Annotated in this window: 19 protein-coding genes and 1 pseudogene; 7 read left to right on the top strand and 13 right to left on the bottom strand. The window is 56.8% G+C overall.

Annotation, left to right across the window (positions count from 1 at the left end):
* Positions 1–87: 87 nt before the first annotated feature.
* From QPK32_RS14280 to QPK32_RS14265, 4 genes are all read left to right on the top strand, one after another.
* The gene (locus tag QPK32_RS14280; RefSeq protein ID WP_290413480.1) at positions 88–2,547 is read left to right on the top strand and encodes a cation-translocating P-type ATPase; all 2,460 of its coding nucleotides are present in this window, start codon (positions 88–90) and stop codon (positions 2,545–2,547) included.
* Positions 2,548–2,571: 24 nt separating this feature from the next.
* Positions 2,572–2,799, top strand: a complete 228-nt coding sequence (locus tag QPK32_RS14275; RefSeq protein ID WP_290413479.1) for a heavy-metal-associated domain-containing protein — start codon at positions 2,572–2,574, stop codon at positions 2,797–2,799.
* 159 nt (positions 2,800–2,958) lie between these two features.
* On the top strand, positions 2,959–4,155 hold the full coding sequence (locus tag QPK32_RS14270; RefSeq protein WP_290413478.1) for an MFS transporter: 1,197 nt from the start codon (positions 2,959–2,961) through the stop codon (positions 4,153–4,155).
* A gap of 278 nt (positions 4,156–4,433) precedes the next feature.
* On the top strand, positions 4,434–4,763 hold the full coding sequence (locus QPK32_RS14265) for a YnfA family protein (protein WP_308632557.1): 330 nt from the start codon (positions 4,434–4,436) through the stop codon (positions 4,761–4,763).
* Positions 4,764–4,810: 47 nt separating this feature from the next.
* Here the strand turns inward: QPK32_RS14265 and arsH are convergent, their stop codons facing one another.
* The 6 genes from arsH to QPK32_RS14235 all read right to left on the bottom strand — a co-directional run bounded on the left by arsH (position 4,811) and on the right by QPK32_RS14235 (position 8,761).
* Positions 4,811–5,527 carry an arsenical resistance protein ArsH gene (gene arsH, locus QPK32_RS14260; protein WP_258844102.1) on the bottom strand — a complete coding sequence of 239 codons (717 nt, stop codon included), beginning with the start codon at positions 5,525–5,527 and terminating at the stop codon, positions 4,811–4,813.
* Positions 5,524–5,946, bottom strand: a complete 423-nt coding sequence (arsC, locus tag QPK32_RS14255) for an arsenate reductase (glutaredoxin) (RefSeq protein WP_258844231.1) — start codon at positions 5,944–5,946, stop codon at positions 5,524–5,526. Before arsC ends, arsH begins: the two co-directional genes overlap by 4 nt.
* 25 nt (positions 5,947–5,971) lie before the next feature.
* A complete protein-coding gene (locus tag QPK32_RS14250; protein WP_290413477.1) occupies positions 5,972–7,252 on the bottom strand; it encodes an arsenic transporter in 1,281 nt (426 codons plus the stop codon).
* Positions 7,253–7,326: 74 nt separating this feature from the next.
* A complete protein-coding gene (locus QPK32_RS14245; RefSeq protein ID WP_290413476.1) occupies positions 7,327–7,806 on the bottom strand; it encodes an arsenate reductase ArsC in 480 nt (159 codons plus the stop codon).
* Between the two features lie 36 nt (positions 7,807–7,842).
* Positions 7,843–8,187: a helix-turn-helix transcriptional regulator gene (locus QPK32_RS14240; RefSeq protein ID WP_075796165.1), complete on the bottom strand. Its 345-nt coding sequence runs from the start codon at positions 8,185–8,187 to the stop codon at positions 7,843–7,845.
* A gap of 61 nt (positions 8,188–8,248) precedes the next feature.
* On the bottom strand, positions 8,249–8,761 hold the full coding sequence (locus QPK32_RS14235; protein WP_075796166.1) for an arsenate reductase ArsC: 513 nt from the start codon (positions 8,759–8,761) through the stop codon (positions 8,249–8,251).
* 233 nt (positions 8,762–8,994) lie between these two features.
* Here QPK32_RS14235 and QPK32_RS14230 point away from each other — a divergent pair, with 233 nt between their 5' ends.
* From QPK32_RS14230 to QPK32_RS14220, 3 genes are all read left to right on the top strand, one after another.
* Positions 8,995–10,398, top strand: a complete 1,404-nt coding sequence (locus QPK32_RS14230) for an FAD-dependent oxidoreductase (RefSeq protein WP_258847608.1) — start codon at positions 8,995–8,997, stop codon at positions 10,396–10,398.
* A 51-nt stretch (positions 10,399–10,449) separates the two neighbouring features.
* Complete coding sequence (locus QPK32_RS14225) at positions 10,450–11,664, top strand: MFS transporter (protein WP_290413475.1); 1,215 nt, start codon at positions 10,450–10,452, stop codon at positions 11,662–11,664.
* 72 nt (positions 11,665–11,736) lie between these two features.
* Positions 11,737–12,018, top strand: coding sequence for a helix-turn-helix transcriptional regulator (locus QPK32_RS14220; RefSeq protein ID WP_083684453.1), 282 nt, complete (start codon positions 11,737–11,739; stop codon positions 12,016–12,018).
* Positions 12,019–12,713: 695 nt separating this feature from the next.
* On the opposite strand, the gene QPK32_RS14215 is transcribed toward QPK32_RS14220, so the two are convergent.
* The 7 genes and pseudogenes from QPK32_RS14215 to QPK32_RS14185 all read right to left on the bottom strand — a co-directional run bounded on the left by QPK32_RS14215 (position 12,714) and on the right by QPK32_RS14185 (position 22,945).
* Positions 12,714–13,964, bottom strand: coding sequence for a site-specific integrase (locus QPK32_RS14215; RefSeq protein ID WP_290413474.1), 1,251 nt, complete (start codon positions 13,962–13,964; stop codon positions 12,714–12,716).
* 77 nt (positions 13,965–14,041) lie between these two features.
* Entirely contained in the window at positions 14,042–14,578 is a 537-nt protein-coding gene (locus QPK32_RS14210; RefSeq protein WP_156895508.1) for a hypothetical protein, read from the bottom strand.
* Complete coding sequence (locus QPK32_RS14205; RefSeq protein ID WP_290413473.1) at positions 14,571–16,964, bottom strand: hypothetical protein; 2,394 nt, start codon at positions 16,962–16,964, stop codon at positions 14,571–14,573. Before QPK32_RS14205 ends, QPK32_RS14210 begins: the two co-directional genes overlap by 8 nt.
* A 92-nt stretch (positions 16,965–17,056) precedes the next feature.
* Complete coding sequence (locus QPK32_RS14200) at positions 17,057–20,086, bottom strand: hypothetical protein (protein WP_290413472.1); 3,030 nt, start codon at positions 20,084–20,086, stop codon at positions 17,057–17,059.
* A gap of 142 nt (positions 20,087–20,228) precedes the next feature.
* A complete protein-coding gene (locus tag QPK32_RS14195) occupies positions 20,229–21,065 on the bottom strand; it encodes a thymidylate synthase (RefSeq protein WP_290413471.1) in 837 nt (278 codons plus the stop codon).
* A gap of 209 nt (positions 21,066–21,274) precedes the next feature.
* A pseudogene (locus QPK32_RS14190) lies at positions 21,275–21,802 on the bottom strand (thymidylate synthase); the annotation flags it as partial.
* A 30-nt stretch (positions 21,803–21,832) separates the two neighbouring features.
* Entirely contained in the window at positions 21,833–22,945 is a 1,113-nt protein-coding gene (locus QPK32_RS14185; RefSeq protein ID WP_290413470.1) for a low specificity L-threonine aldolase, read from the bottom strand.
* Between the last annotated feature and the right edge of the window lie 44 nt (positions 22,946–22,989).

Genomic DNA, 22,989 nt, shown 5'->3' with positions numbered 1-22,989 from the left:
AGTCCTAGTTTGCGCCCAAAAAGCCCTTGACTCTGGACCATGCTCCAGCCTTCAGAATGGCGACATTCGACAAATTCGGACTAACTCATGAGCACCGCTGAAAGCACTCTGGACGCTTCTTCTTATCTGGAAAGCCCCATGTGGACACAGGAGCCAGGCAGCCACCCCGACCGGATGCGCATGCGAGCGCGGGTCGCCGGGATGCACTGCTCACTTTGCACGGGCACGATTGAAAAGGCGCTGCGCCAGCACCCGGGCGTCGACGCCGTGGCCGTCAGCCTTACGCACGAGCAGGCGCTGGTGGAGTACGACCCGGCCAAGGTTCGGCCACAGGTACTGCTGGAGACTCTGCGCCAGATGGGCTACAGCATTTCGGATCCACGCAAGCTAAAGCCCTTTGAAGAGGATGAACGCGATCTGGTACATGGAGCAAGGCGGTTTCTTTGGGCGACGTTCTTCAGCCTGGGGTCGCTGACGCTGGTCGCGCGGCCGGGGGATTTCTGGTACGCACTACTCGAAGCGTTTGTCGCCGTATCGCTCATTGCGGCGGTGTTCCTCGTATTGCGCCCGCGCGGTTGGGCGCAAGCGAGTGCAGGAACACTCCTTGCGCTGGTCGAAGTCATTGGCCTGACATGGCTGCGGCAAAGCGGGCGGATGGGGGGGCACGAAGCTTGGCTCGCTGCCGTTCTTGCCGTGGTAGTCGTCTTCGTGCTCGCGCGGCAAATCCTTTACATCGCCTGGCAATCGCTGCGACGCCGGATCATCAACCAGCATGTCTTGCTGGAAGGGGCGGCGTTTGCGGGCCTGGCCGGCGGCGTGTACGGCATCGTTGCCGGGGGCCCGACCTTTCCGGCAGCCCCCTTCTTCTGTGTGGCTGTCATGGTCTGCAATTACCACATCTTTTCGGAGTGGCTATCGCTAATCGTGAAGACGCGCAGCTCACAGGCGGTGCGGCGCTTGCTTGATCTGCAGCCCGACACCGCATACGTGCTGCGTAATGGCCAGGAACAAGAGCTTCCGATCGAACAGGTCGTTATCGGCGACCTGGTGCGTGTTCGTCCTGGCCAGCGTATCCCGGTCGACGGCGTCGTGGCCGACGGCCATTCGTCCGTCGACGTCTCGCTGGTAACCGGCGAGCCGCTTCCGGTCGAGTGCAGGGCCGGCGGCACTGTCGTCGGGGGATCGATGAACGGACTGGGTACATTACTTGTTCGCGTGACCGCGGTCGGAGCAAGCAGTTTCCTGCAGCGCGTAGTGCAAGAGGTCGAAGATGCCCGCGCCTTGAAGCCCGGAATGCTGCACCTGGTCGACAAGGTGCTCAAGCTCTACGCTCCTGCCGTGCTGTCGCTGTCCGCACTTTCCTTTCTCGCCTGGTGGATTCTCCCTTTGCTGACCGGCAACAGCCCGGACATTGAGCGTGCCGTGTTTGCAGGCCTTACGGTTCTCGTGATGGGCTACCCTTGCGCCCTCGGCATCTCGGCGCCGCTGGCGATCGTTCGCGGTGCTGGCGAAGCGGCGGAGCGCGGCATACTGATGCGCACAGGCGAAGCCTTCCAGGGGTTGCGGCTTGTGACACACATCGTGTTCGACAAGACGGGAACGCTCACCGAAGGCAAGCCGGATCTGCTCGAACTGGAAGCCGTGAGCGACACGGAAGATGAATTGCTTGGCGTGGCGGCTTCGGTGGAAGCGGCTTCGGAGCACCCTCTGGCAAAAGCCGTAATGACTGCAGCGCTGGAACGCGGGATTGGTCTGCCGCCGCTCGACCACTTCGAAGCGGTGCCGGGTCGGGGCGTGCGGGCGACGCTGAAGAATCAGATGGTCTTGGTCGGAAATATTGCGTTTTTAAAAGAACAGGCAGTGCCCTTGGGGGACATCGAGTCGCGGGTACGAACGCTGGAAGAAATAGGCAGGACCGTCGTTCTCGTAGCGCGCGAGAACACAGTTCTCGGGCTGCTCGCCTTCGGTGATGCCGTTCGGCCGAACGCCAAATATACGATAGACCGGCTACGCCAGGCAGGAATACGCACGATCCTGATGAGTGGCGATAACAGGGCTGCCGTCGAGCGTGTAGGAAACGAGGTCGGGGTCGATGAGGTTCATGCAGGTTTGCTTCCGCAGGAGAAGGCAAGCCTGATCAGGACGATGCAGCAAGCCAGAAGTGTCGCGATGGTCGGCGATGGGATCAACGACTCGGTCGCCCTGATGCAGGCAAACGTCGGAATCGCGATGGGGAATGGCGCCGACATCGCGATTGATGCGGCGGACATCATCATCTTGAACAATCGCCTGGAAGCGGTTCTGGATGCCCGCGAGATCAGCCGCTGGAGCTACCGCAAGATGTTGCAGAACGTCTGTCTGGCCATCATGTTCAACGGGATCGGGATCCCGCTTGCTGCGACCAGCCTGGTCTACCCCATCTGGGCGATGGCGGCAATGGCGTTCAGCGTCACCGCCATTTTTTCGAACTCGCTACGCGGTCGGCCCCGCCTCTTCTTCGATGCGATTTTGAGCGTCGGACGCGCGGCGGAGCCGGTCAGGATTTGAACTGTTATAGGAAAGGATATCAACATGGTTGCCAAGGTCGATTTCGAAGTGATTGGCGAGGAGAAGATGCATTGCGGTGGCTGCGAGACCCGGGTCCGTTTTTCGCTGGGACGGATGCCCGGCGTTCAAGAAGTGGTTGCCAGCGCGAAGACACAGCGCATCGCTGTTGTCATCACCCCCGAACTGGTGACAGCTGAACAAATATTGGCGACCCTGAAGATTGCGGGCTTCGAAGCCAGGATCTTGAGCTGATTGCGAGACGATTGACGACTGAAGTGCGCGGCGAGCATTTTGCGTAAATACATTTTCCAGCCGTCGGCCAGGCGGGGTTCAAGACACCGTCACCTTGTCCTTGATGAAGAAGCAGCCGCCGCCGAATGATCACTATTTCCCGAAACGAGAATATTAATAATGACCTCAACGACCATTGATATGAACCGACAGCGCGAAGCGCTGCTACGCGTGCTCGCTGCCGCAACGTTCATCATCTTCTTTCAGGCCTTCATGGTGGCCCCCATCATTCCCCAGCTAGCGGCCACATTCGCGGTCTCGCCGCACGAAACCGGGTTCATCGTCCCTGCGTATCTCATTCCATACGGTGCGGCAACGCTCGCCTACGGTTTGTTGGCCGACCGCATCGGCATCTGGCGGATCATGGCCGCCTCGCTGTGCGCGTTTGCGCTGCTGACGTCCTTGACAGCTACGGCACAGTCGATCACGCAACTCGCGTTTTGGCGCCTGATGACCGGTCTCGGCGCAAGTGGCGTCGTGCCGCTGGCCCTTGTCCTGATCGGCCGGTTATTCCCTTATGAGCGGCGAGGGCGCCCCCTGGGCTGGCTGTTTGGCGCCATGGCCGGCGGTATGGCTTTCGGTTCCACCATCGGCGCCGTCCTGGAGCCGTACACCGGATGGCGCATCATCTTCATCGGCGTCGGCATCGCGGGGGCTGGCATCTTGGCCGTTCTGCTTCCGTATCGGAATCTGATCGCAGACGCGACCCAGTCCATCCAGGGCGGCTGGAGCATGCTATTTCAAGCATATCGCGGTCTGATCACATCGGCACGGGGCCAGCGTACTTATCTCTTTGTGTTGCTCAATTCGATTTTCCACTCGGGCGTCTTCACATGGCTCGGCTTGTATTTCGAGCGGCAGTATGGCCTGGGCCCCGTCGGTATCGGCTTGGCATTGCTCGGTTACGGCGTCCCTGGCTTTTTGTTCGGACCCTTGATCGGACGCGCCGCAGATCGCTTCGGCCGCGGACGCATTTTGCCGATCGGCCTGGGCATCGGCGCACTGGCCGCTGCAGCGCTGCTCTCGCATACATCATTGCTGGTCGCAGCGCTTGCGGTAACTGTGTTGTCGCTGGGTTATGACATGACCCAGCCGCTATTCGCCGGCATCGTGACATCCCTCGGTGGCCAGCGCCCAGGACAAGCGATGGGCCTGAACGTATTTATGTTGTTCATCGGTTTCGGGCTGGGCAGTCTCATCTTCGGGGAGGTGCTGAGCTTATTTGACTTCGGAAAGGCATTGATCCTTTTTGCCGTGGTGGAAGCGGTACTTTGTCTACTCGCGTTTAGGCTTTTCCGTGAGGAAACCGCGTCCTGAACGGAAAAGTGGATTAGGTTAGGGACGCTTTCAAGCATTGGCAGCGGCGCTTACAGCCTGGCGTCCAACTCCTGATCGTATAATGCCAGGTCCTCCCCTTTGGCAGACCATGCGGAAGGAGGCAGCGTTGTTAATGCGCATCGGCGAATGCACGCCAAAGCTGACAAGGTTTCCCGTCCGTTGGTCTTCGCCCTGGATTGTTACCAACAGGATTCTGCTACCTCGGTCGAGCACTGGCATGTAAAGCAGACGGATCCTCGTAGACGAAAGAAGAATTAATGATCTGGAAGACTGGACTGTTGTTCATTGCCACAGCCGTTGCGGAAATTGTAGGCTGTTTTCTGCCATATTTATGGCTTCGTAAGAATGGCCCGATCTGGCTACTTGCCCCGGCTGCAGCAAGCCTGGCACTCTTCGTGTGGCTGCTGACTTTACACCCTGCCGCCAGCGGCCGCGTGTACGCGGCATATGGCGGCGTCTACGTTGCTACTGCACTGGTCTGGCTACGCGTGGTCGACGGCGTGAAGTTGTCGACCATGGACTGGGCCGGCGCGGCGATCGCTTTGTTCGGAATGGCGATTATTGTCTCCGGCTGGTCCAGAGGATGATTGGCCGCGGGTAAGAGCTCTGCTGGCGCCAACCCAGCCTCAGCAGTTCAAATTTTTTCGATCTGCCGATTGATCGCCTTGAGCGCACGCTCGTTGCGCTCGCTGTAGCGGTCGGTCAGAAAATCGGTTCGCCCCCGCATCAGCAACGTGATCTTGAAGAGCTCCTCCATCACGTCGACAACCCGATCGTAGTAGGCAGACGGTCGCATCCGGCCTTCGTCGTCGAATTCCTTATAGGCCATCGGCACTGAGGACTGGTTCGGGATCGTGAACATGCGCATCCAGCGCCCCAGCAGGCGCAGGGTGTTGACCACGTTGAAGGACTGCGAACCGCCGCAGACCTGCATCACCGCCAGCGTGCGGCCCTGGCTCGGCCGGATCGCGCCCATTTCCAGCGGAATCCAGTCGATCTGGTTCTTCATCACCGCCGTGATCGCACCATGGCGCTCCGGGCTGCACCATACCTGGCCTTCCGACCACAGGCACAGCTCGCGCAGCTCGACGACTTTCGGATGCGTCTCCGGCACGCTGCCGGCCATCGGCAGTTCCATCGGATCGAAAATCTTCACCTCTGCGCCGAAGTGCTCCAATATGCGCGCGGCTTCCTCGGTCAGGAAGCGGCTGAAGGAACGCTCACGCAACGAGCCGTACAGCATCAGGATGCGCGGCGGATGGCTCAGGTCGCCCACTGGCGCGAGCTTCTCGAGCGTAGGCTGGTCAAGCAGTTCGGGCTTGATGTTGGGGAGATTCGGGATTTTACTCATTTGATTCGCTTTCCTTGTTCGTCGACGACAGCTTCGCCGTCCTCTTTCGAGAAGGCGGCACGCTGCGGCGCCGGCAGGATGTCCAGCACGACTTCAGACGGCCGACACAGGCGGACACCGACTGGCGTGACGACGAAGGGCCGGTTGATCAGAATCGGATGCGCGAGCATCGCGTCGATCAGTTGCTCGTCCGTCGTCCCGGGATCATCCAGGCCGAGCTCCAGGAATGGCGTGCCTTTCTCGCGTACGGCGCCGCGAACCTGCAGGCCTGCGCGCTGAATCAGGTTGACCAGTGTTGCGCGGTCGGGCGGGTTCTTAAGGTATTCGATCACGGTCGGCTCGATGCCGGCATTCCGGATGAGGCCCAGCGTGTTGCGGGAGGTGCCGCAATCGGGGTTGTGATAGATCGTGACGTCCAGTGCCTTGTTCATGTTCGGTCCTTTCTCAGCTCAAGCGCAGGGCAAGCGCGCTCAGGGTCACCAGCAGGATCGGCAGGGTCAGGAGAATACCGATCCGGAAGTAGTAGCCCCAAGAGATCTGGATATTCTTCGCCGAAAGCACGTGCAGCCACAACAGCGTGGCGAGGCTGCCAATCGGCGTGATCTTCGGGCCGAGGTCAGCACCAATCACGTTCGCGTACACCATCGCTTCGCGCACAACACCCTGTGCCGTGGTGGCGTCGATTGCCAGCGCGCCCACGAGTACGGTCGGCATATTATTCATGATCGACGACAGGATGGCAGTGATGAAGCCGGTGCCGAGCGCTGCGCCCCACACGCCATGCTCGGCGCACCGGTTGAGCAGGGCAGTGAGGTAGTCCGTCAACCCGGCATTGCGCAGGCCATAGACCACCAGGTACATCCCCAGCGAGAATACGACCACCTGCCATGGGGCGCCGCGCAGCACCTCGCGGGTCGAGATCCGGTGCCCGCGCGCAGCGACAGCCAGCAGCAGCACTGCGCCAACCGCGGCCACGGCACTGATCGGGATGCCGGCAGCGTCGAGCCAGAAGAAGCCGACCAGCAGCATGCCCAGCACGCACCAGCCGGTGACGAAGGTGGCGCGGTCATGGATGGCCTCCTCGGGGCGTTTCAGTTGTGTCACGTCGTAGTTGGCCAGGATGTCCTTGCGGAAGAACCAGACCAGCGCGGCAAGCGTCGCGGCCACCGACACCAGGTTCACCGGCACCATCACTGCGGCGTAGCGCGCAAAGCCGATATTGAAATAGTCGGCCGAGACGATATTCACGAGGTTCGACACGACCAGCGGCAGGCTGGCAGTGTCGGCGATGAAACCGGCCGCCATTACGAAGGCCAGCGTGGCTTTCGGCGAAAATCGCAAGGCGACCAGCATGGCGATGACGATGGGCGTCAGGATCAGCGCCGCGCCATCGTTGGCGAACAGCGCGGCCACGGCCGCACCCAGCAAGACAAGAAGCACAAACAGGCGCCGGCCGCTGCCGCCGCCCCAACGCGCCACGTGCAACGCAGCCCACTCGAAGAAGCCGGCCTTGTCGAGCAGGAGGCTGATGATGATGACGGCCACGAACGCACCGGTGGCATTCCAGACGATATGCCAGACGGTGGGAATGTCACTGACGTGGATGACGCCCGCGAGCAAGGCCACGGCGGCGCCCGCGGCGGCGCTCCAGCCGATACCGAGGCCGCGAGGCTGCCAGATGACGAAGGTGAGGGTTATCAGGAAGATGAGAAATGCGATCAGCACGGAAGTCTTTCAGGGAGCTACGGGCACATGGACAAGCCGGGCAATGGCCCGGCTGACGTAACGGTAGGTGGCGTTCAGGCGCCGATATGGCCGATGCAGTCGAGTTCGGTCTTGAACTTCGCGCGGTCGGATTTCAACTTCTCGAGCGGCAGGGCGAGGAAGGCTTCGATACGTGCGCGGAGGATGGCGTAGGCCTTTTCGAAGGCGGCGTCGATTTCCTCTTCGGTACCGACGACGTGGCTCGGGTCTTCGACACCCCAATGCGTACGAAGCACCGGACCGAGGTAGGCCGGGCAGGTTTCACCGGCAGCGCTGGCACACACCGTTACCACGAGGTCAGGGGTGACGGGCAAATTGTCCCAGGACTTGCTGTAGTAGCCCTCGGTGGAAATGCCTTTGCTGGCGAGCAGGGCGAGCGCCTTGTCGTTCAACTTGCCGGTCGGTTGGCTGCCTGCGCTGATGGCGTGCCAGCCAGTTGGAGCCAGATGATTGAAGACGGCTTCACTGATGAGCGAGCGGCACGAATTGCCGGTGCAAAGAAAAAGTACGTTCACGGTAGACCTTAGGTTGAGAGGAAATAAGCGCAGAAATTAGCTTGTTTGGCTGGAAGCGATGGGCTCACATCCCGAGCCATTCGTTGGCGAACAAGGATTGCCGCCACAGCAGTTCTCGGTCAGGAAGCCCAGCAGCTGATTCATCGTGTCGAAGTTCGCTGCGTAAATGATGAAACGGCCTTCCTGGCGCGGAATCACCAGGTTGGCGTGGGTAAGTTCTTTCAGATGAAAGGACAGCGATGAGGGAGGCGTGCCGAGTGCCTCGGCAATCTTGGTTGCGGAAAGTCCTGCAGGGCCAGCCTGCACGAGCAAGCGAAAGGTTGCCAGCCTTGATTCCTGGGCGAGGGCGGCAAGCGCGGCAAGTGCGGGTTTCGTGTCCATGATCTCGTCCACATATTCGATAGTTCCAGTATAGTGGAATTGACGCCTGTGCGGCAAGCCCTCACAGGAGCGGCACGTCCGAACGGCCGATGGCGGCCAGTTCCTTTTGGATAGCCAGGCGCGACAGCGTCGCAAACGGAAGCATGGAAAAGATGTCGAGGCGATTCTTGATCTCGCGGCATGTGCGGGCAAAGACCTGGCGATGCTCCCGGTCGCTGCCCACGAATGCTGCTGGATCTTCGAAGCTCCAATGCGCCGTGATCGGGTGCCCTGGCCAGCGGGGACACGCCTCGCCAGCGGCCTTGTCGCATACCGTGATCACGAAGTCCATGTGCGGAGCATCGGCAACTGCGTACTCATCCCAGCTTTTGCTGCGCAGGCCCTGGACGGGGAAGCCGAGCCGTTCGATCTGTTCGATCGCAAAGGGATGCACCGAGCTGCCTGGATGGCTTCCTGCGCTGTAGGCGCGAAATCGGCCAGCGCTGGTGGCGTTGAGGATGGCCTCGGCAATAATGCTGCGCGAGGAGTTGCCGGTGCAAAGAAATAGTACGTTGAAAATCCTGTTGTCAGTCATGGCGGTCTCGACCTGTTCGGTTGGTTGATACGACACTTCCAAATATATCGAAACATCTTGACCGTTTGATTATAACGACGATATTCTATATTCGTCGATTAACGAATAACCGGTTCAGGCGCGCGTCCGGGTCTATCGCTGCGCCCATGCATTCGTAATTCGACGAAATAGGAAATGCCGAGGTTTGGCTGCGGACCAACAGAACTTTGCCTGACTAGACGAGGAGAGCAAGAATGAATAGCAACAAAAAACTGCCGGTGGCGGTGCTTGGAGCTGGGCCTGTAGGCCTTGCGGCGGCTGCGCACCTGATCGAGCGGGGCCTAACGCCGCTCATTCTCGAAGCTGGCCCCAAGGTAGGCGCCAACCTGGCCACCTACCGCCACGTGCGCCTGTTCTCGCCCTGGCAATACAACGTCGACAAGGCGGCCCGCCGCCTCCTGCAGCAGCACGGTTGGACTTCGCCGCCGGACGACGGGCTGCCGACCGCGGGCGAACTACTCGACGCTTACCTTACTCCGCTCGCAGCGACGCCTGCAATTGCGGCCAACCTGCTGCTCGGGCAGCGGGTCATTGCCATCACGCGCGTCGGTTTCGACAAGGTAAAGACCAAGGGCCGCGAGGCCGCACCCTTCCTGATCCGCACCGAAACGGCGGAAGGGACTCGGCAGTACCTGGCCAGTGACGTGATTGACGCTACCGGCACCTGGTCGCATCAGAATCCGTTGGGTGCCGATGGCATCCCTGCGCTTGGCGAAGTGGTACTGGCGGCGCGCATCGACTATGGCATGCCTGATGTCCTTGGAAGCGCGCGTGAACGCTTTGCGGGCCGGCGAGTGCTGGTCGTGGGAGCAGGGCACTCCGCAGCCGGAAGCCTGCTCGCGCTCGCGCAACTAGCCGAGGCATATCCGAAGACCAGCATCGTCTGGGCAACCCGCGGCAGCAACCTGACCCGGGTGTTCGGCGGCGGCGAAGCCGATGGCCTGCAGGCACGCGGCCAGCTCGGAATACGCCTGAAGGCCCTGCGTGACTCTGGTGGACTGGAATTGCGCCAGAACTTCCGGATCGAGCAACTGGAAGAAGTCGACGGCCGGATCCGCGTGACCGGAGAGCCGATCAGCGGCGCCACGCCGGTGATCGACGGGATCGACCGTATTATTTGCGCGGCCGGGGCGCGGCCCGACCTTGCGCTGACGCGCGAACTGCGCGTGCGCCATGACCCGTGGCTCGAGAGCACCGACGCGCTGGCGCCCCTGATCGATCCGAACGAGCACAGCTGCGGCACCGTCCGTCCGCACGGACATAACGAGCTGGCCCACCCTGAAGCCGGCTACTACGCCGTGGGCGCAAAGAGCTATGGCCGCGCACCTAATTTCTTGATGGCGACAGGGTACGAGCAGGTGCGCTCCGTGGTCGCAGCTCTTGTGGGCGATATGGCTGCGGCCGACGACGTGCAGCTCGACCTGCCGAAAACGGGCGTGTGCAATACTCGGCTGGCTTACGACGATGCTGCATCCGAGCCGGTGGTTTCCTGTTGCGGAGTCCCGGCGGCCCAGGCTGCGAGCTGCTGCGTTCCAGCACCGTCTCCGTTCGGCGCTTGCGGCTGCAGTGCGCCGGCCAAGACCAGCTGCTGCGCCTGATTGAATGAACTGCCGTCGGCGCGAGCCGGCGGTGCCAACCTGGAGCCTCGCGTGCAACGGCCATCGAAGACCATTGGCATCCTCGCCGTCACCCAGATCCTGTCCTGGGGATCGCTTTACTATGCCTTCACCATCGTGGCCCCCGATATCGAGCGTGATCTGGCGCTCGCGCCGGAACTGGTGTTCGGCGCCTTTTCATGGGCCTTGCTCGTTGCAGGATTGGCTTCTACGCCAACGGGCATCCTGCTGGACCGCTACGGCGGGCGCTACGTGATGGCGACAGGTTCGTTGCTATGTACTCTTGGGCTGGTTTGGCTCAGCCGCTGCACCAGCGTCGCATCCTATTATTTTGCCTGGACGCTCATTGGCGTTGCGATGGCACTCACGCTGTACGAGGCCGCTTTCGCAACCATCAACCGCAAGCTCGAGATTGGCTCCAGAAAAGCGATTTCGACCTTGACGCTGTTCGGCGGTTTTGCCAGCACGGTGTTCTGGCCATTGACCGCCAAATTGCATACGATGCTAGGCTGGCGCGACACCTACCTTTTGTACGGGCTCATACAGCTTCTGATCTGTGTGCCGCTACATCTCTGGCTAGGCACCGATCCGGCCCGCAGCAAGTTGAGGGATCCAGCCGGTGCGCCCCGGAGCCACACCCTGGCGGAAGCTTTGCGGCACCAGGCGTTCTGGATGCTGGCACTGGCATTCTCGGCCAATGCATTCATTTTCTCGGCGATGTCGGTCCACCTGATCCCGTTGCTCGGGCACTTGGGCGCATCCGCGACGCTGGCGGTCATGCTGGCCACGTTGATCGGCCCAATGCAGGTTGCGGGGCGTATTGGAGAGATGACGCTCGGGCGGAATACGCCGCCGCAAACGGTCGGCAAGCTGACGTTCTCGATGCTCCCGGCAGCCTTGCTCGTCCTCGTACTATTTGGTTCGCAGGCTTGGGCGGCGGCTTCTTTCTGCGTGCTTTACGGGTTGAGTAACGGCATCTTGACTATCGTGCGTGGTTCGGTCCCTCAGGCGCTGTTCGGCCGCGAAAACTATGGCGCAATCTCCGGTGCGATGGCAGGCCCGTCGCTCCTTTCGAAGGCGGCCGGGCCGCTGGCAGCGGCAGCAATCCTGCGATACGACAGAGGTCCTTTGGTATTGCTGTTCGTGCTGCTCGCCATGTCTGTCGCTTCGCTTGCCTTCTACCTTCGAGCGGTCGCCGCTGAACCATCGCGGCAGTACGTCAAAGCTTTTGACAAGAGTGTCTCCTGAGGCCTATTCTGCGTTCGCCAAACAACGAACAAACCTATGTCCAAATCCTGCTGTCCTCCAACTACGCCTCGCATGCGTGATACGGAAATCGATGCCGATGACCTGGCACGCATGTGCAAGGCACTCGCGCATCCTGCACGTATCCAGCTGCTCCGTCACCTGATCGATTATGGCGAGTGCTACTTCGGGAAGCTAACGGATGTCTTGCCGCTGGCGCCGTCGACGATTTCGCAGCATGTCTCGATCCTGAAGGAAGCAGGACTGATCGAGGGGTCGTCGGATGTGCAGCGGGTCTGCTACTGCGTCAACCAGGAGCGGCTGCGAGAGTTGAAGCAGGCGATTGGAGCGCTTTAGCGTTCGTGCAATCCGACGCCGGCTTCTTTCGCCAAAACGATCCCGCCAATGACGAGGTGCAGCTCACGTTTTCGCAGCTCGTCCCGCAGAGTCTAGTTTCCTGTCCCTAGCTTGCGCTGTATGTTCTGCGCCGTTCTCATGACAGCAGCAATCCGCGATTTTGCCTCTGGCTTGCGGCCGGCATCGACTTCGAGACAAGTTAGGTTGGCCTCGAATGGCGTTCAGACACTGTCCCTTATGGAGAGCCGGAATCCGATCCACGGTCTTTGATAATCTCCTATTATCAAAGACCGTATTCTTTGTACCGAAGATGCGCTATCCCCCATCCCAACAGATTTGCCTAAGCGTAGCAAGTAGCGTCAAGCGACCTTGAGTGGACACCGTCCCGGACCGTCGGCGGCGCCCAACGTCGAGGAGTTCAAGGAGGTGTGAACCGGGGGAAGGCTGTCGATCACCTCGGCAAACATTGACGACTTTACCCCTCAAGGACGACGTCAGTTCCAAGTGTCTGCTGAAAGGATCCTGCCTCCGACCGCGATTGTGTCGAGGTAGACCTTATGGCTTCCGGGCGATGATCATCTGGGAGCGACTCGTTGCTAACCGTAATCCACTGCCATTTTTAGATTTCCTGAGTCTCAGAAGCATGGGGAGGGACGGAATAAAAACGCCGGGCTTCGCCTTATTCGTTGTATGATTTATCTCGTACTACTATCAGTTTTTGCCCCCAATTTTGTTAGCGCCTCAAGTTCTGTTTTCCCTTTCGAAATCCGGTGTTCAACCAATGCGAGTTCTTGCTTCTTTGCCTTCAGCATCTGATCGATCGTTACCAAATCGTCATGTCCGGAAAGTCTTTGATATCTTTTCTTTAGGATGGTGACGTAGTCTCTTATACTATCCACGTTCCGATGTCCCGCACGTTCTGCGACTTTTCTTATAATAAGTTCCCAATCAATATCTTTAAACGTTCCGCCGTTTGAAATCAAAAGAGCTGTCGCAGCGTCTATTTCGGAGTGGAGGAGATTGGTGAGGTAGTGAGCGCGAATCCGATGCCCATGTCCCTCGACTTTAGCTTTTCCGAAAAATGCAGTAAATAGGTTGCTCATGGTTGTCAACGTCAAGGCTGCACCGGTCTTTGCCGAAATAAAAATTTCTTTTGGCTCCTTATAGGTCGAGATTTTTCTCCTGAATCGCTCGACGATATCTGCTCGTGGGCCCTCTATCCACTCCCGAGTTCGTTCCAGTAAGCTTGGTAGCACGCCTATATGTCTTGGCCTACCACCCTTGGTCTTAACGATACGCAATTCGCAGATATACCCGTCTCGGCGTAGATCATCAATTACAGACCACTCTGGAATTTGATCGACAGTCAAATTCTGCGCCTCGATCCGACGAACGCCCGTTTGGCCATACCAATCGATAAGCAGATGGTTGCGGTCCGTCAGGCTTGGGTTCTTCGGATTATCGGCTGCAATATACAATTTTGTCAGGTCTTCATTGGTGGGAGTAGGCTGAACACTATTGGCGTCATTCGCCCTCGGACGCACACCTGAAACCACCCCAAATCGTGAAGGACGAAATTTGCCAGGACGAGCACGCTTACTGGATAGCAGCGGCTCGAAATTTTGCCCATCGTTATGTCCGGGTATGCGTACGATGTCTTTTACATACCCGTTTACTTCAAGCCAACAGTACATGTCGAAAATTGCGTCGCATCGAGCTGTGGCCACATAAATTTTATTATCGCGATTTCTCTGTTGGTTCAACCATGTAAGAAGTTGCTTATCTGTTACCTCAGCGTAGTTCGCTCCTTCTCCTTCCAAGTAGTTCCAGAAAAGCTGAATATATTGGGCGTAGGTCTTGACTGAGCTGGTCTCAAGTTGTTCGTGTATAACGAGGTTACGTAAGTAGTCACACACCGGCGCCACGAAATGAAACAGAGAGTCCACGAGCAGGGGTATGCCAGGATAGGGTCTGTCAGCATAGACAAACCGATCGCTAGTGTATTCGAGATGACATTCCATAGTTAATGTCGATCGCTATCGTCGTGTGAACGTCGAACGGACCGGAGTGGTGTCACCTTTTGGTCGTAGTCCTTCATCCTATTAAGTTGAAGCAGAAGACGAGCTATTTCCTTATCCTTCTCCTGTAGCTCAGCTCTCGCGGCAGTATAATCATCCACATAGGATTGAATCCTCCTTTCTGCCGTTTTGAGTTGTTCACGCAAATTGCTGATCTCGCTTTCTTTTTTAGATTTACTTTGCCTTTTCTTTGCCAATCGTTCGAGAAGATGTTCCATTTTCTCGTGAAGTGCAGTGTATTCCACATCTGTTTCGTAGAGGGCGTTTCTGGAAAACCTTTCGATGCCAAGTGTCTCGTCTATCCATGCGACAAACGTCGCGGGGCGCATATTCTTTGGAATCGACTCAATAGCATTGGTCTCCAGTAGTTCCTCTAATTTCTTAAGCTTGAAAACATACTTCTTGATTGCGTCGTTCCGCCGCTTCAACGCAATAGCTGGTTTATTTGCTCGCGGTGTACCGGCATCGTTCATATTAGTCATCAGGGTCTCCCTGTGGTAAAGGGCATTGCGTTTCCGCCAAGGCAGCAATAAGCTTCTGATGAATCGCCCGGCTGGCTTCGCGGAGGATTGCCGGAGAGTCTTCAGATTCGGCAGTCTCTTGATGAAACTTGATGGCGTTAATCAAGGAGCTCTGCGCAGATGGCGTTACCATGCTAAACGCGCAGCCGGTGCAGGTAATTTCGCTGGCTTGACCGTGATCCGGTTCCGAGGAATTCGTGCAGTTACAGGGACGCTTCTTGTGTGCCTTTCGAAGCACACAGTATCCCCAAGGGAATCCTGTCAATGAGACGCCCGTACGCTCGACTAGTCGCTCAAGTTTCTGCTTGTACTTGCGAGGCGAAACAACATCTGTATGTTTTGCCATCTGAGCATGAAGTCGTTGCGCAACTTGTTTTAATCGCGTGCCTTCCGAACCGCCGATATAAGTCAATCCTAGGGCCGCGCTGGCAAGAATGTTTGCGGTGTGCTCCTTGTCGACTTGAGCGATGATTTGCCCGATTTCGTTCTCCGAGGCGTAGCGACGGGTCATTTCACTGGTGAAGTGTCTCAGATGATACTGCAATGCGCCCCAATCGCCCTTATCGTAAATCCAGATATAAAGAATCGCGAAGAATCGCCGGAACTGATGCGGCTTGAACGTCCATGGTGTGCCATCTTCCAGTCGAGGAACGTCTACGAAATATCCAAATTTGCGCAAATTTTCGGCTAGGCGAAAAACCGGAAAATTCATCTCGCTTATTCCGTAGGTTCTATCAGATCCTGGGACATTGTACTGGAAGACATAGGGTTCATCAGTGAGCCGCCTGGCTCGCTCGCTCAATTTTTCAAGAACGTTTACCGCGGCCACCACTACCTCTGGAACTGGAATGCGTGATTCGGTCTTCAAAGTCTTATGGATGAAGCATTCAAGCCAAGGTTGACCAGAGTCATCAATATGAACACAACCTGCTTTGAGACCTATAATCTCCGAGGCGCGCCTGGCACTAAAGGCAGCGATAACCACGGCGCAGGCAGTCATTAAAAATAGAATGGCAGAGTGGAGACTCATCCCATCACGCAGCGATTCGGCACGGGATTGTTCGTTCGAGGATTCTCCGGTGTCGCTAATCCGAGTCGGTACTATAGGAAACGGACTGGCGGGACCCGTCGGCCAAGTTCGAAACGAGTCTAGATGCTCAGCATATTTAACGGCGGCGCGACCCGGGTCCGCCTCATATACGATCTCAGCGTGGCTGTATAACGCTAGCAGGGTCGGAGCATAATCGAGAACCCACCGTACAGAGCGCTCAATAAGACATGTTGCTTGCGCGACTGGAATAGTTCCGGTACGACCGACTTCCCGGCCGAGTTTCTGTGCTTCGGCTCGCGCAGATGTCGAAAAGAACGGAGCGCTAGTTAATGCATCTTCCAGATACCGTCGGTGATCGTAAAGGTATTGGAACGACATGAGAAATCGACGAAGGTGTTCTTCGGATACGGGCTTGTCGTCATAATCGTCCTTCGATTGCGCTAGCGCCGCCTCTGTTTGATCCGGTTGCTTTATTTCACTTAAGGTATTGGCCTTACCCTGACGTGGTACTCTCCGATTGTCCGTTTTAGTTGCTCCGGCTTGGTCAATGTATTGGTTGCTGGAAGTGTCCCGATCGATGATGACTGAATCGACGCTGTTATTCGCGTTTCCCTGCCCTAAAAATTCGGGTTCCGGGTTATTATTCACTTCTTTGCTCTGCGATTTCTTTGTTCTTGCTTTTATGAAGCCTGGCTGGTATAGCATGCACAGTGCTTCGGTTTCGTCTAAAAGCGTTATCAGGACACCAGACCGGCCGTTTGCTGCAAATGTGCCGAGCCCTGCATCGCTGAGAATAGCCATCCTGTCGAGAACTGCAGAGTTGATACTTTGGTTTGCTTTTTTTCGTACGGGGAAAACACGCATTGCTTTCCACCGACGCGTTTCAAGATCGTCATCAGCATGAAAGTTTGCTTCTGCAATTAGATTCTCAAGGTGTCGTTCCAAAATCGATTCAGTATTTAAGACGTTGTGGACACCATAGACCGCAGCACAGGCGTATTCCTCGCGGTCAGCCTTAGTGAGATCGGAGAAACGCTTTATGCCGCGGCTTATCATCCAACACGCGAGTGTGGTCAGGTTACTTACGATTGTTGCTTGAACATCTGCACTTTCGACTTCGGCGAGGGGGCCAGTGCGGACGCCGTACGCGATGCGTTTAACCGATTCGTAGAGATTGGGGTAGTCAGAAAGAACTCCTCCATTAGGTATCTTCACGTTGAATGTCAGCACCCTGGGAGGCTTATTGCCAATATTCCGAACTGTCCAATCATGGGCGCTGTAAGGGCCAATCAACATCCATTCTGGTGAATAGCCCTTATCGCTGTGGAGAATAGGCGGTATAGTGCTGTCAACCGCTCTTGATTGAACCAACTGTGCATGCACCATGGCTAGAATAACTTGAATGGTCTATAAGTAGGACGACGAGCGTTTGCCTTTTCTGTCGCCTGTAAAAATGCAGACGCAGTGTCGCCTAGTGCGAACTTAGCAAGCGCTACTTCTGCCAATGCAAGCCACGGAAGCCACCGTGTCTCCCAGGCTTCTGGATGCGCTCTCGTAGCCTCGGCTTCCTGGGACTTCAGATATTCCTCGAAAAGGATCAAATCGGTTATGTTATCTACAGTCCCAACAAGGTAGCGCATTTCGCAGTTTGGGCACGCGTCGAGTCTCGTGCAACTCTCTCCTCTACGTGTGCCAGGTTGGACACCCGCCTTTGGATTCAAACATGCTATCCCGAGGCCTGATCTCGCAGCGTCTGAAAATAGCGCTTCCGCCTCCTCTGGGGAAATACCAAGTTTCTCCGCGGCACCTTCGATCGAAGCAATAATTACAGATTGAAATAGTCGGGTGAATTCGCGTACTTTCTGAACATAAACGAGCTTCGTATGCGTTCGATGCGTGTAGTTATTACCTGTTGTTGAAGATAACACGTGGTCCGCAATCGCCTGAGCGGACTCTGTACTTACTGCTGGATCTTCATGCTGCACCTTTAGCAAATACGATGGTCTTATGAACGATGGGCGTATAGGAAGATCTCTTAGCTCAGCATGATCTTGTAGGAATTCTTTAAAATCGTCCCGAGCCCGAAATTCTGTAATCCCAATAATATCGTTCTGGCGTGTGTCAAGGAATAGTAGCTCTGCTACTTCCCCATTCGCAATCTTGCGGTTGCGGGAAGACATGATTTCGTAATGCTGAATAGCCTGTACGGCCGAGAGCTCGTGGCCAGGCTGAGGTTGAATCGGAAGACAGTCATTAATGCGCTTATATCCGGCCCGCGCTTTCAATCCGAAAGACACGATCATGTGGTTGGGATCTTCCGATTTTCGAAGACACGCAAGCGGCATCTCACGCACCACCTCACAGTTCGCTCCCGTATCTATGAGAATGATGGTCCACAACGCGACCGTTGCTCGCTTATGAGGATGAAGATATGCATGTAGGGCTTCGTTGCCACCCCACTGTCGTTTAATATGATGGTATCGGCCACTGATACCATTGGCATTGCCGCCTAGTGCTCCGATTAAGAGATTCAGAGCGTTGCCTAAATGGCAATCCGTCTTGCCTGATATGAGCCTCGTCCTATTGCGACTGCGCTCTGAAACTGATCGCTCCGGTCGGTCCAGCAAATCTACCATTTCTTCTGGCGAATGTGACGCATTCGCCAGTGCATGCTGTCCCTTATTCCAATGTTCGAACCAATGAAGAAAGTCTTTCTCTGCGCAACGACGAATCGCCTCCAGGCGGTTTGCGTTAAGCCGCGCAATCTCCACAACCAAGGCGTCTAAAGTTAACGCTCGTACTTTGGCGGGAGGTAAATTTGCGCAAAGAGCATTGATGAATTCACGCGCTTCTTCCTTATCGCTCTCGTCGAAATATTGGCTGATCTTATGTGTTGCGGCATGTAGTTCTATGGCGCTTTCGTCTAACAGTGCAGTTTTCGCGGAGCTGAGTTGCGCGAGCGAGGGTCGATTCTTCGTTTTTAATGTCGACTTTGCCCCTTTTATTCCCTTTAGTTTCACGGCAGGCACCAGTAGGCTATCGGCAAGTGCAGCCCATAGCCGATTCATTGCCTGTATCTTCATGTGCTTTGTGATGTCTAGTACGTGCTTCGCCGGGCTAGAATTAATAAGGTGGTCCCGCCACTCATAAAGCATCTTTTCCCACCGCGTGGAATCTAGACTTGCGTATTCATGTGTTGCAAGAGTTGAGAAAAATTCCGCTTCGAAGCCGCTCTGTTTATGTTGCTCAAGGAAGAGCAGAAGCGAGGTGAAGACGTGGTGGTAGTCTTTCGCTTGCGTTTCTGAGCCGGCCCCATAAAACCTATAGAGTATAGGTATTGCCCTTAGTAAAAAATATCGAGCTAGAGGTTGGAATGTCCTGTAGTCATACGGCATTTTCCTTTTGTGTTTTTCAATCAAAAAAGCGAAAGGAGATAAGGGCACCGCCTCCGCTCCTTCATCGGGATCGGCTTTCCGGGTGACGTTTGCGGTTCCTGAGGCAGCTCGCTTTCGTCCCTTGGGAGAAACTATTTCGAATTTCTTCGGGAGTAAGCCTGCAACTGCCATATGCGCCATCAGATTGTTCGTACATAGACGATGTCGATCCTTCGTCTTCGGCGAGAGTAAGTCTCCTGTCCGATCCGAAACTTGATCCGCAAGAATTAGATTCCCTAGTCGCTCCACAAATTGCCGCCAGTCTTCTTCACTGAGCGCTTGAGCCGACACATAGCCTTCTTCGACAAAAAAAGCATAGAGGCTTCGGATAAAATGATCAAAGCGACTAGCATAATTGGCGAGCCAAGTTCTTTCTTCTACGCCTGCCGTTTGTCGCAAATTCTTTACAAGAGTACAAGCGGATTCCAAAAAATCCCTTCCGATTATGTCTGCGATATCGGTGTAGTCGTACGTGACCGCATTTCCCCCCTTCCAAGGGGTAGTCTGCAAAACATGGTACGGCCCATCTTTCGACAGAACCTTTGGATCAAAACGCATGGGGATCAAGCCCGCCTTAGCATATCGTGTTAGCGTTCCAAGGTAGCGACTCTTGAGCTGTTTTTTTCTTACGTCGGATTTTTTTTGGTCGCTTTCGATACGGCTAATTAACCGAGTGGTGAATTCGTTCCAGTCGGCTATCTCCATAGCGTTGGCAGTGGCAATGTTCTTTTTATTCAGAACAGACTCTATGGTGGTGAAGACTAACTGCAGATGTGAAACATACGCCTCTACGCAATACTCGGTCGTGTAGCCCTTTGACTGCGCCATGGCGAACTCGTGCTTGGCCAGGGCGCAAATCTTCTCAACGAAGTTGGGCCCGAGTCGGTTCGCAAACGAAGAATATTCATGCGAAACAGGTTTGTCTCGTACCTTCGTCTGCACGACTAAGTAAGGGTGGGTCAGGTCAGGGTCTGCAGGTTTCATTCCAGTGTCGCCGCTAACGAATCAGTAATATTGCCCAGCGAGAACAATCGGCCTGAGTCAACGCATTATAGCGAGCCCATTCAAACTTTACTTGTGCGTCGACGTTTCGCTAAGTTCCTGCGAAGTCGAATTCAGATGCGAATCACTTAGCGATCGGAGCAGGAATGTGCGGATGCGGGTCGTAATTTATAACTTCGAAATCCTCGAACTTGTAATCGAAAATTGAGGCTGGCTTGCGCTTGATTACTAGTTTTGGCAATGGTCGTGGCTCGCGGGTAAGTTGTAGGCGTGCCTGCTCTAAGTGATTGGAATAGAGATGCAAATCTCCGATCGAATGGATAATTTCTCCCACTTCAAGGTCGCACTGTTGTGCAATCATATGAGTAAGGAATGATACGCTCGTACAGTTGAACGGGATGCCCAAGTACAAATCACCTGAGCGTTGCGTTAGATGCGTCGAAAGGCGCCCGTTAGCAACGTAGAACTGATACATGATGTGGCAGGGCGGCAAAGCCATTTTGCCTTCAAGCGCATTGAGTTCAGGTGCTTTTGACTCGTCAGGCAAATATGCGACATTCCAAGCATTGATAATATGACGCCGACTGTCAGGGCGCTTTTTTATGCCATCGATCAAGGCTGCAATCTGGTCGTAGGTTTCTCCGTTCGGGCCTTTCCAAAACCGCCATTGTGCACCGTAGACTGGACCGAGTTCGCCTTCCGGAGTTGCCCACTCATTCCAGATTGAAACGCCATTATCGTTTAGGTACTTGATGTTTGTATCGCCCCGTAGGAACCACAGGAGTTCGTGCAGGATGGACTTAATATGAAGTTTCTTGGTCGTGAGCAACGGAAAGCCGTCGCTCAGATCGTGTCGATACATGCGACCGAAGACCGACAGGGTGCCGGTGCCCGTTCGATCGCTTTTATGGACCCCGTTGTCAAGTACGTCACGCAGCAGGCTAAGGTATTGCTTGTCCATCGTATGTGGTCTTTCATGGCTTGTTGAGATGCCTGCCTCGCTATGCCGGCGGGGCGCCCAGATTCATCCGGATTATCCGAACTCGAACGTTGTATAGCGTAACACAAATTCTGACGCTAGTATAGGTACTGTACCTATAGATGGAGGGTGCGTAAGTACTTGATTATAAATGGTTTTATCTATGGGTACAGTCGGGGCATGTGGCAAAGAAATGGCACGCCCAGGAAGATGTCGGCGCTGCGCTGGTACAGCTGGCACGAGAGCTTGCCGTCGGCCACGTAGAACTGGAAAAAGGCGTGGCAGGGCGGCAGCTTCATCTGCGGGATGTCGGCCACGTTCCAGGCGGAGACGATCATGCGGCGCGAGTCCGGCGTGTGCTTGATCTGTTCCAGCACCTGGCTGATCTGGTCGATGTGCTCGCCGGAGGGCGACGGCCAGTTGCGCCACTGGTAGCCGTAGATCGGCCCCAGGTCGCCGTTGGCATCGGCCCATTCGTCCCAGATCGAGACGCCGTTCTCCTTCAGGTAGGCGATGTTGGTGGAGCCGGCCAGGAACCAGATCAGTTCGTGGATGATCGACTTCAGGTGCACCTTCTTGGTGGTGACCAGCGGGAAGCCTTCCTGCAGGTCGAAGCGCATCTGGTGGCCGAAGACGGAGCGCGTGCCGGTGCCGGTGCGGTCGGTTTTGACTGCGCCGTGCTCGAGCACGTGGCGCATCAGGTCGAGGTATTGACGCATCGGTGGTATCGGTAATGACAAAAGCGCATTTTAACCGATGACGCCGGGGGACGGGTCCGGGCCTTCAAGGGCGTCGTCGAGGAGTTTGAAGGCCTCGCGCACGCGCCCGTCCGGCGCGTCCAGCAGGTTGTCGCCCACGTACAGCTCGAAGTAGGAGGTGCCGGGCAGCACGCCGTGGTTGATGCGGTGGAAGATCCAGGTGCCGTGGCTGCGTGCGATCTCGCGCCGGATTTCCAGCGCGCGCTCGCGGCCCACGGGCAGGTGCACATGCAGCATGTTCGCCTGCGGACGCGCCGGGTTGACCTTGATGCGCGGGTGGTCGCGCAATACCTCGTACACGAATTCCGTGCGGCGGAAGCAGGCCGGCATGGCGGCCAGGCGCGCATCGAACTGCATGGCCGCGGCCACGACGTAGGGCGACTGGTGCACGAGCTTCCCGCCCTGGCGCGCGAACCATTTGGCTGCCCGCGCGACGAAGTCCGCGGTCCCGCACAGCATGGCGCCGCCCAGGCCGCCGATGCCCTTGTACAGCGACACGTAGACGGAGTCGAATCCGGCCGCGATCTCGGCGACGGGGCGGTTGTAGCCGGCGGCCGCCTCCCACAGGCGCGCGCCGTCCATGTGCAGGTGGATGCCCCGTTCCCTGCAATGCGCCTTGATGCCTTCCAGTTCGTCCCAGGGCGACAGCTGGCCGCCGATCTCGCGCATGGGGATTTCCAGGCCGACGGCGGCGATGCGGTCGGGAATCGCCGCGATGTCCGCCGCGGTCCAGGGACGGTGGCGGTCGCCGACCTGCAGCGCGTCGAAGTGGCCGAGCAGCTGGAAGTTCGAGGCTTCGTGCACGAAGATGTGCGAGGTCGGATGCAGCGCCACCGGCGCGCGGCCGCGGTCCATCGACGCGAGGCGCAGCGCCGTCACCTGGGCCATCGTGCCGCTGATGCAGAACACGGCCGCCTCGAAGCCGAGCAGGCTGGCGACCTTGCGTTCGAATTCCTGGATCAGGGCGCCTTCGCCGTAGACGTCGTGGGCGACGCCATGGGTTTCGCACCAGGCGGCCATGGCGGCGTAGGTGGCGGCGGGCGTGCGGGCGCGGTGGCCCGGGAGGATGGTCGTGCAGGCGGCAAGCAGTTCGGTGTCAGACAAGGGAAGCTCCGTGGCGGCGGCCGGGATGGCCGCCGCTACTCTAC

This window comes from Massilia sp. YIM B02763, assembly GCF_030412015.1.
GTDB lineage: Bacteria > Pseudomonadota > Gammaproteobacteria > Burkholderiales > Burkholderiaceae_D > Telluria.
The sequence above is the reverse complement of the archived record's forward strand: the minus strand, read 5'-3'. Positions and strand labels throughout refer to the sequence as shown.

What these genes read in the sequence shown, in the direction of transcription:
- QPK32_RS14275 (WP_290413479.1), top strand. Translation starts at nt 2,572, where the DNA reads ATGGTTGCCAAGGTCGATTTCGAAGTGATTGGCGAGGAGAAGATGCAT.
- QPK32_RS14270 (WP_290413478.1), top strand. Translation starts at nt 2,959, where the DNA reads ATGACCTCAACGACCATTGATATGAACCGACAGCGCGAAGCGCTGCTA.
- QPK32_RS14205 (WP_290413473.1), bottom strand. Translation starts at nt 16,964, where the DNA reads ATGTTGATTGGCCCTTACAGCGCCCATGATTGGACAGTTCGGAATATT.
- QPK32_RS14280 (WP_290413480.1), top strand. Translation starts at nt 88, where the DNA reads ATGAGCACCGCTGAAAGCACTCTGGACGCTTCTTCTTATCTGGAAAGC.
- QPK32_RS14265 (WP_308632557.1), top strand. Translation starts at nt 4,434, where the DNA reads ATGATCTGGAAGACTGGACTGTTGTTCATTGCCACAGCCGTTGCGGAA.
- QPK32_RS14200 (WP_290413472.1), bottom strand. Translation starts at nt 20,086, where the DNA reads ATGAAACCTGCAGACCCTGACCTGACCCACCCTTACTTAGTCGTGCAG.
- QPK32_RS14220 (WP_083684453.1), top strand. Translation starts at nt 11,737, where the DNA reads ATGCGTGATACGGAAATCGATGCCGATGACCTGGCACGCATGTGCAAG.
- QPK32_RS14235 (WP_075796166.1), bottom strand. Translation starts at nt 8,761, where the DNA reads ATGACTGACAACAGGATTTTCAACGTACTATTTCTTTGCACCGGCAAC.
- arsH (WP_258844102.1), bottom strand. Translation starts at nt 5,527, where the DNA reads ATGAGTAAAATCCCGAATCTCCCCAACATCAAGCCCGAACTGCTTGAC.
- QPK32_RS14240 (WP_075796165.1), bottom strand. Translation starts at nt 8,187, where the DNA reads ATGGACACGAAACCCGCACTTGCCGCGCTTGCCGCCCTCGCCCAGGAA.
- QPK32_RS14230 (WP_258847608.1), top strand. Translation starts at nt 8,995, where the DNA reads ATGAATAGCAACAAAAAACTGCCGGTGGCGGTGCTTGGAGCTGGGCCT.
- QPK32_RS14210 (WP_156895508.1), bottom strand. Translation starts at nt 14,578, where the DNA reads ATGACTAATATGAACGATGCCGGTACACCGCGAGCAAATAAACCAGCT.
- QPK32_RS14195 (WP_290413471.1), bottom strand. Translation starts at nt 21,065, where the DNA reads ATGGACAAGCAATACCTTAGCCTGCTGCGTGACGTACTTGACAACGGG.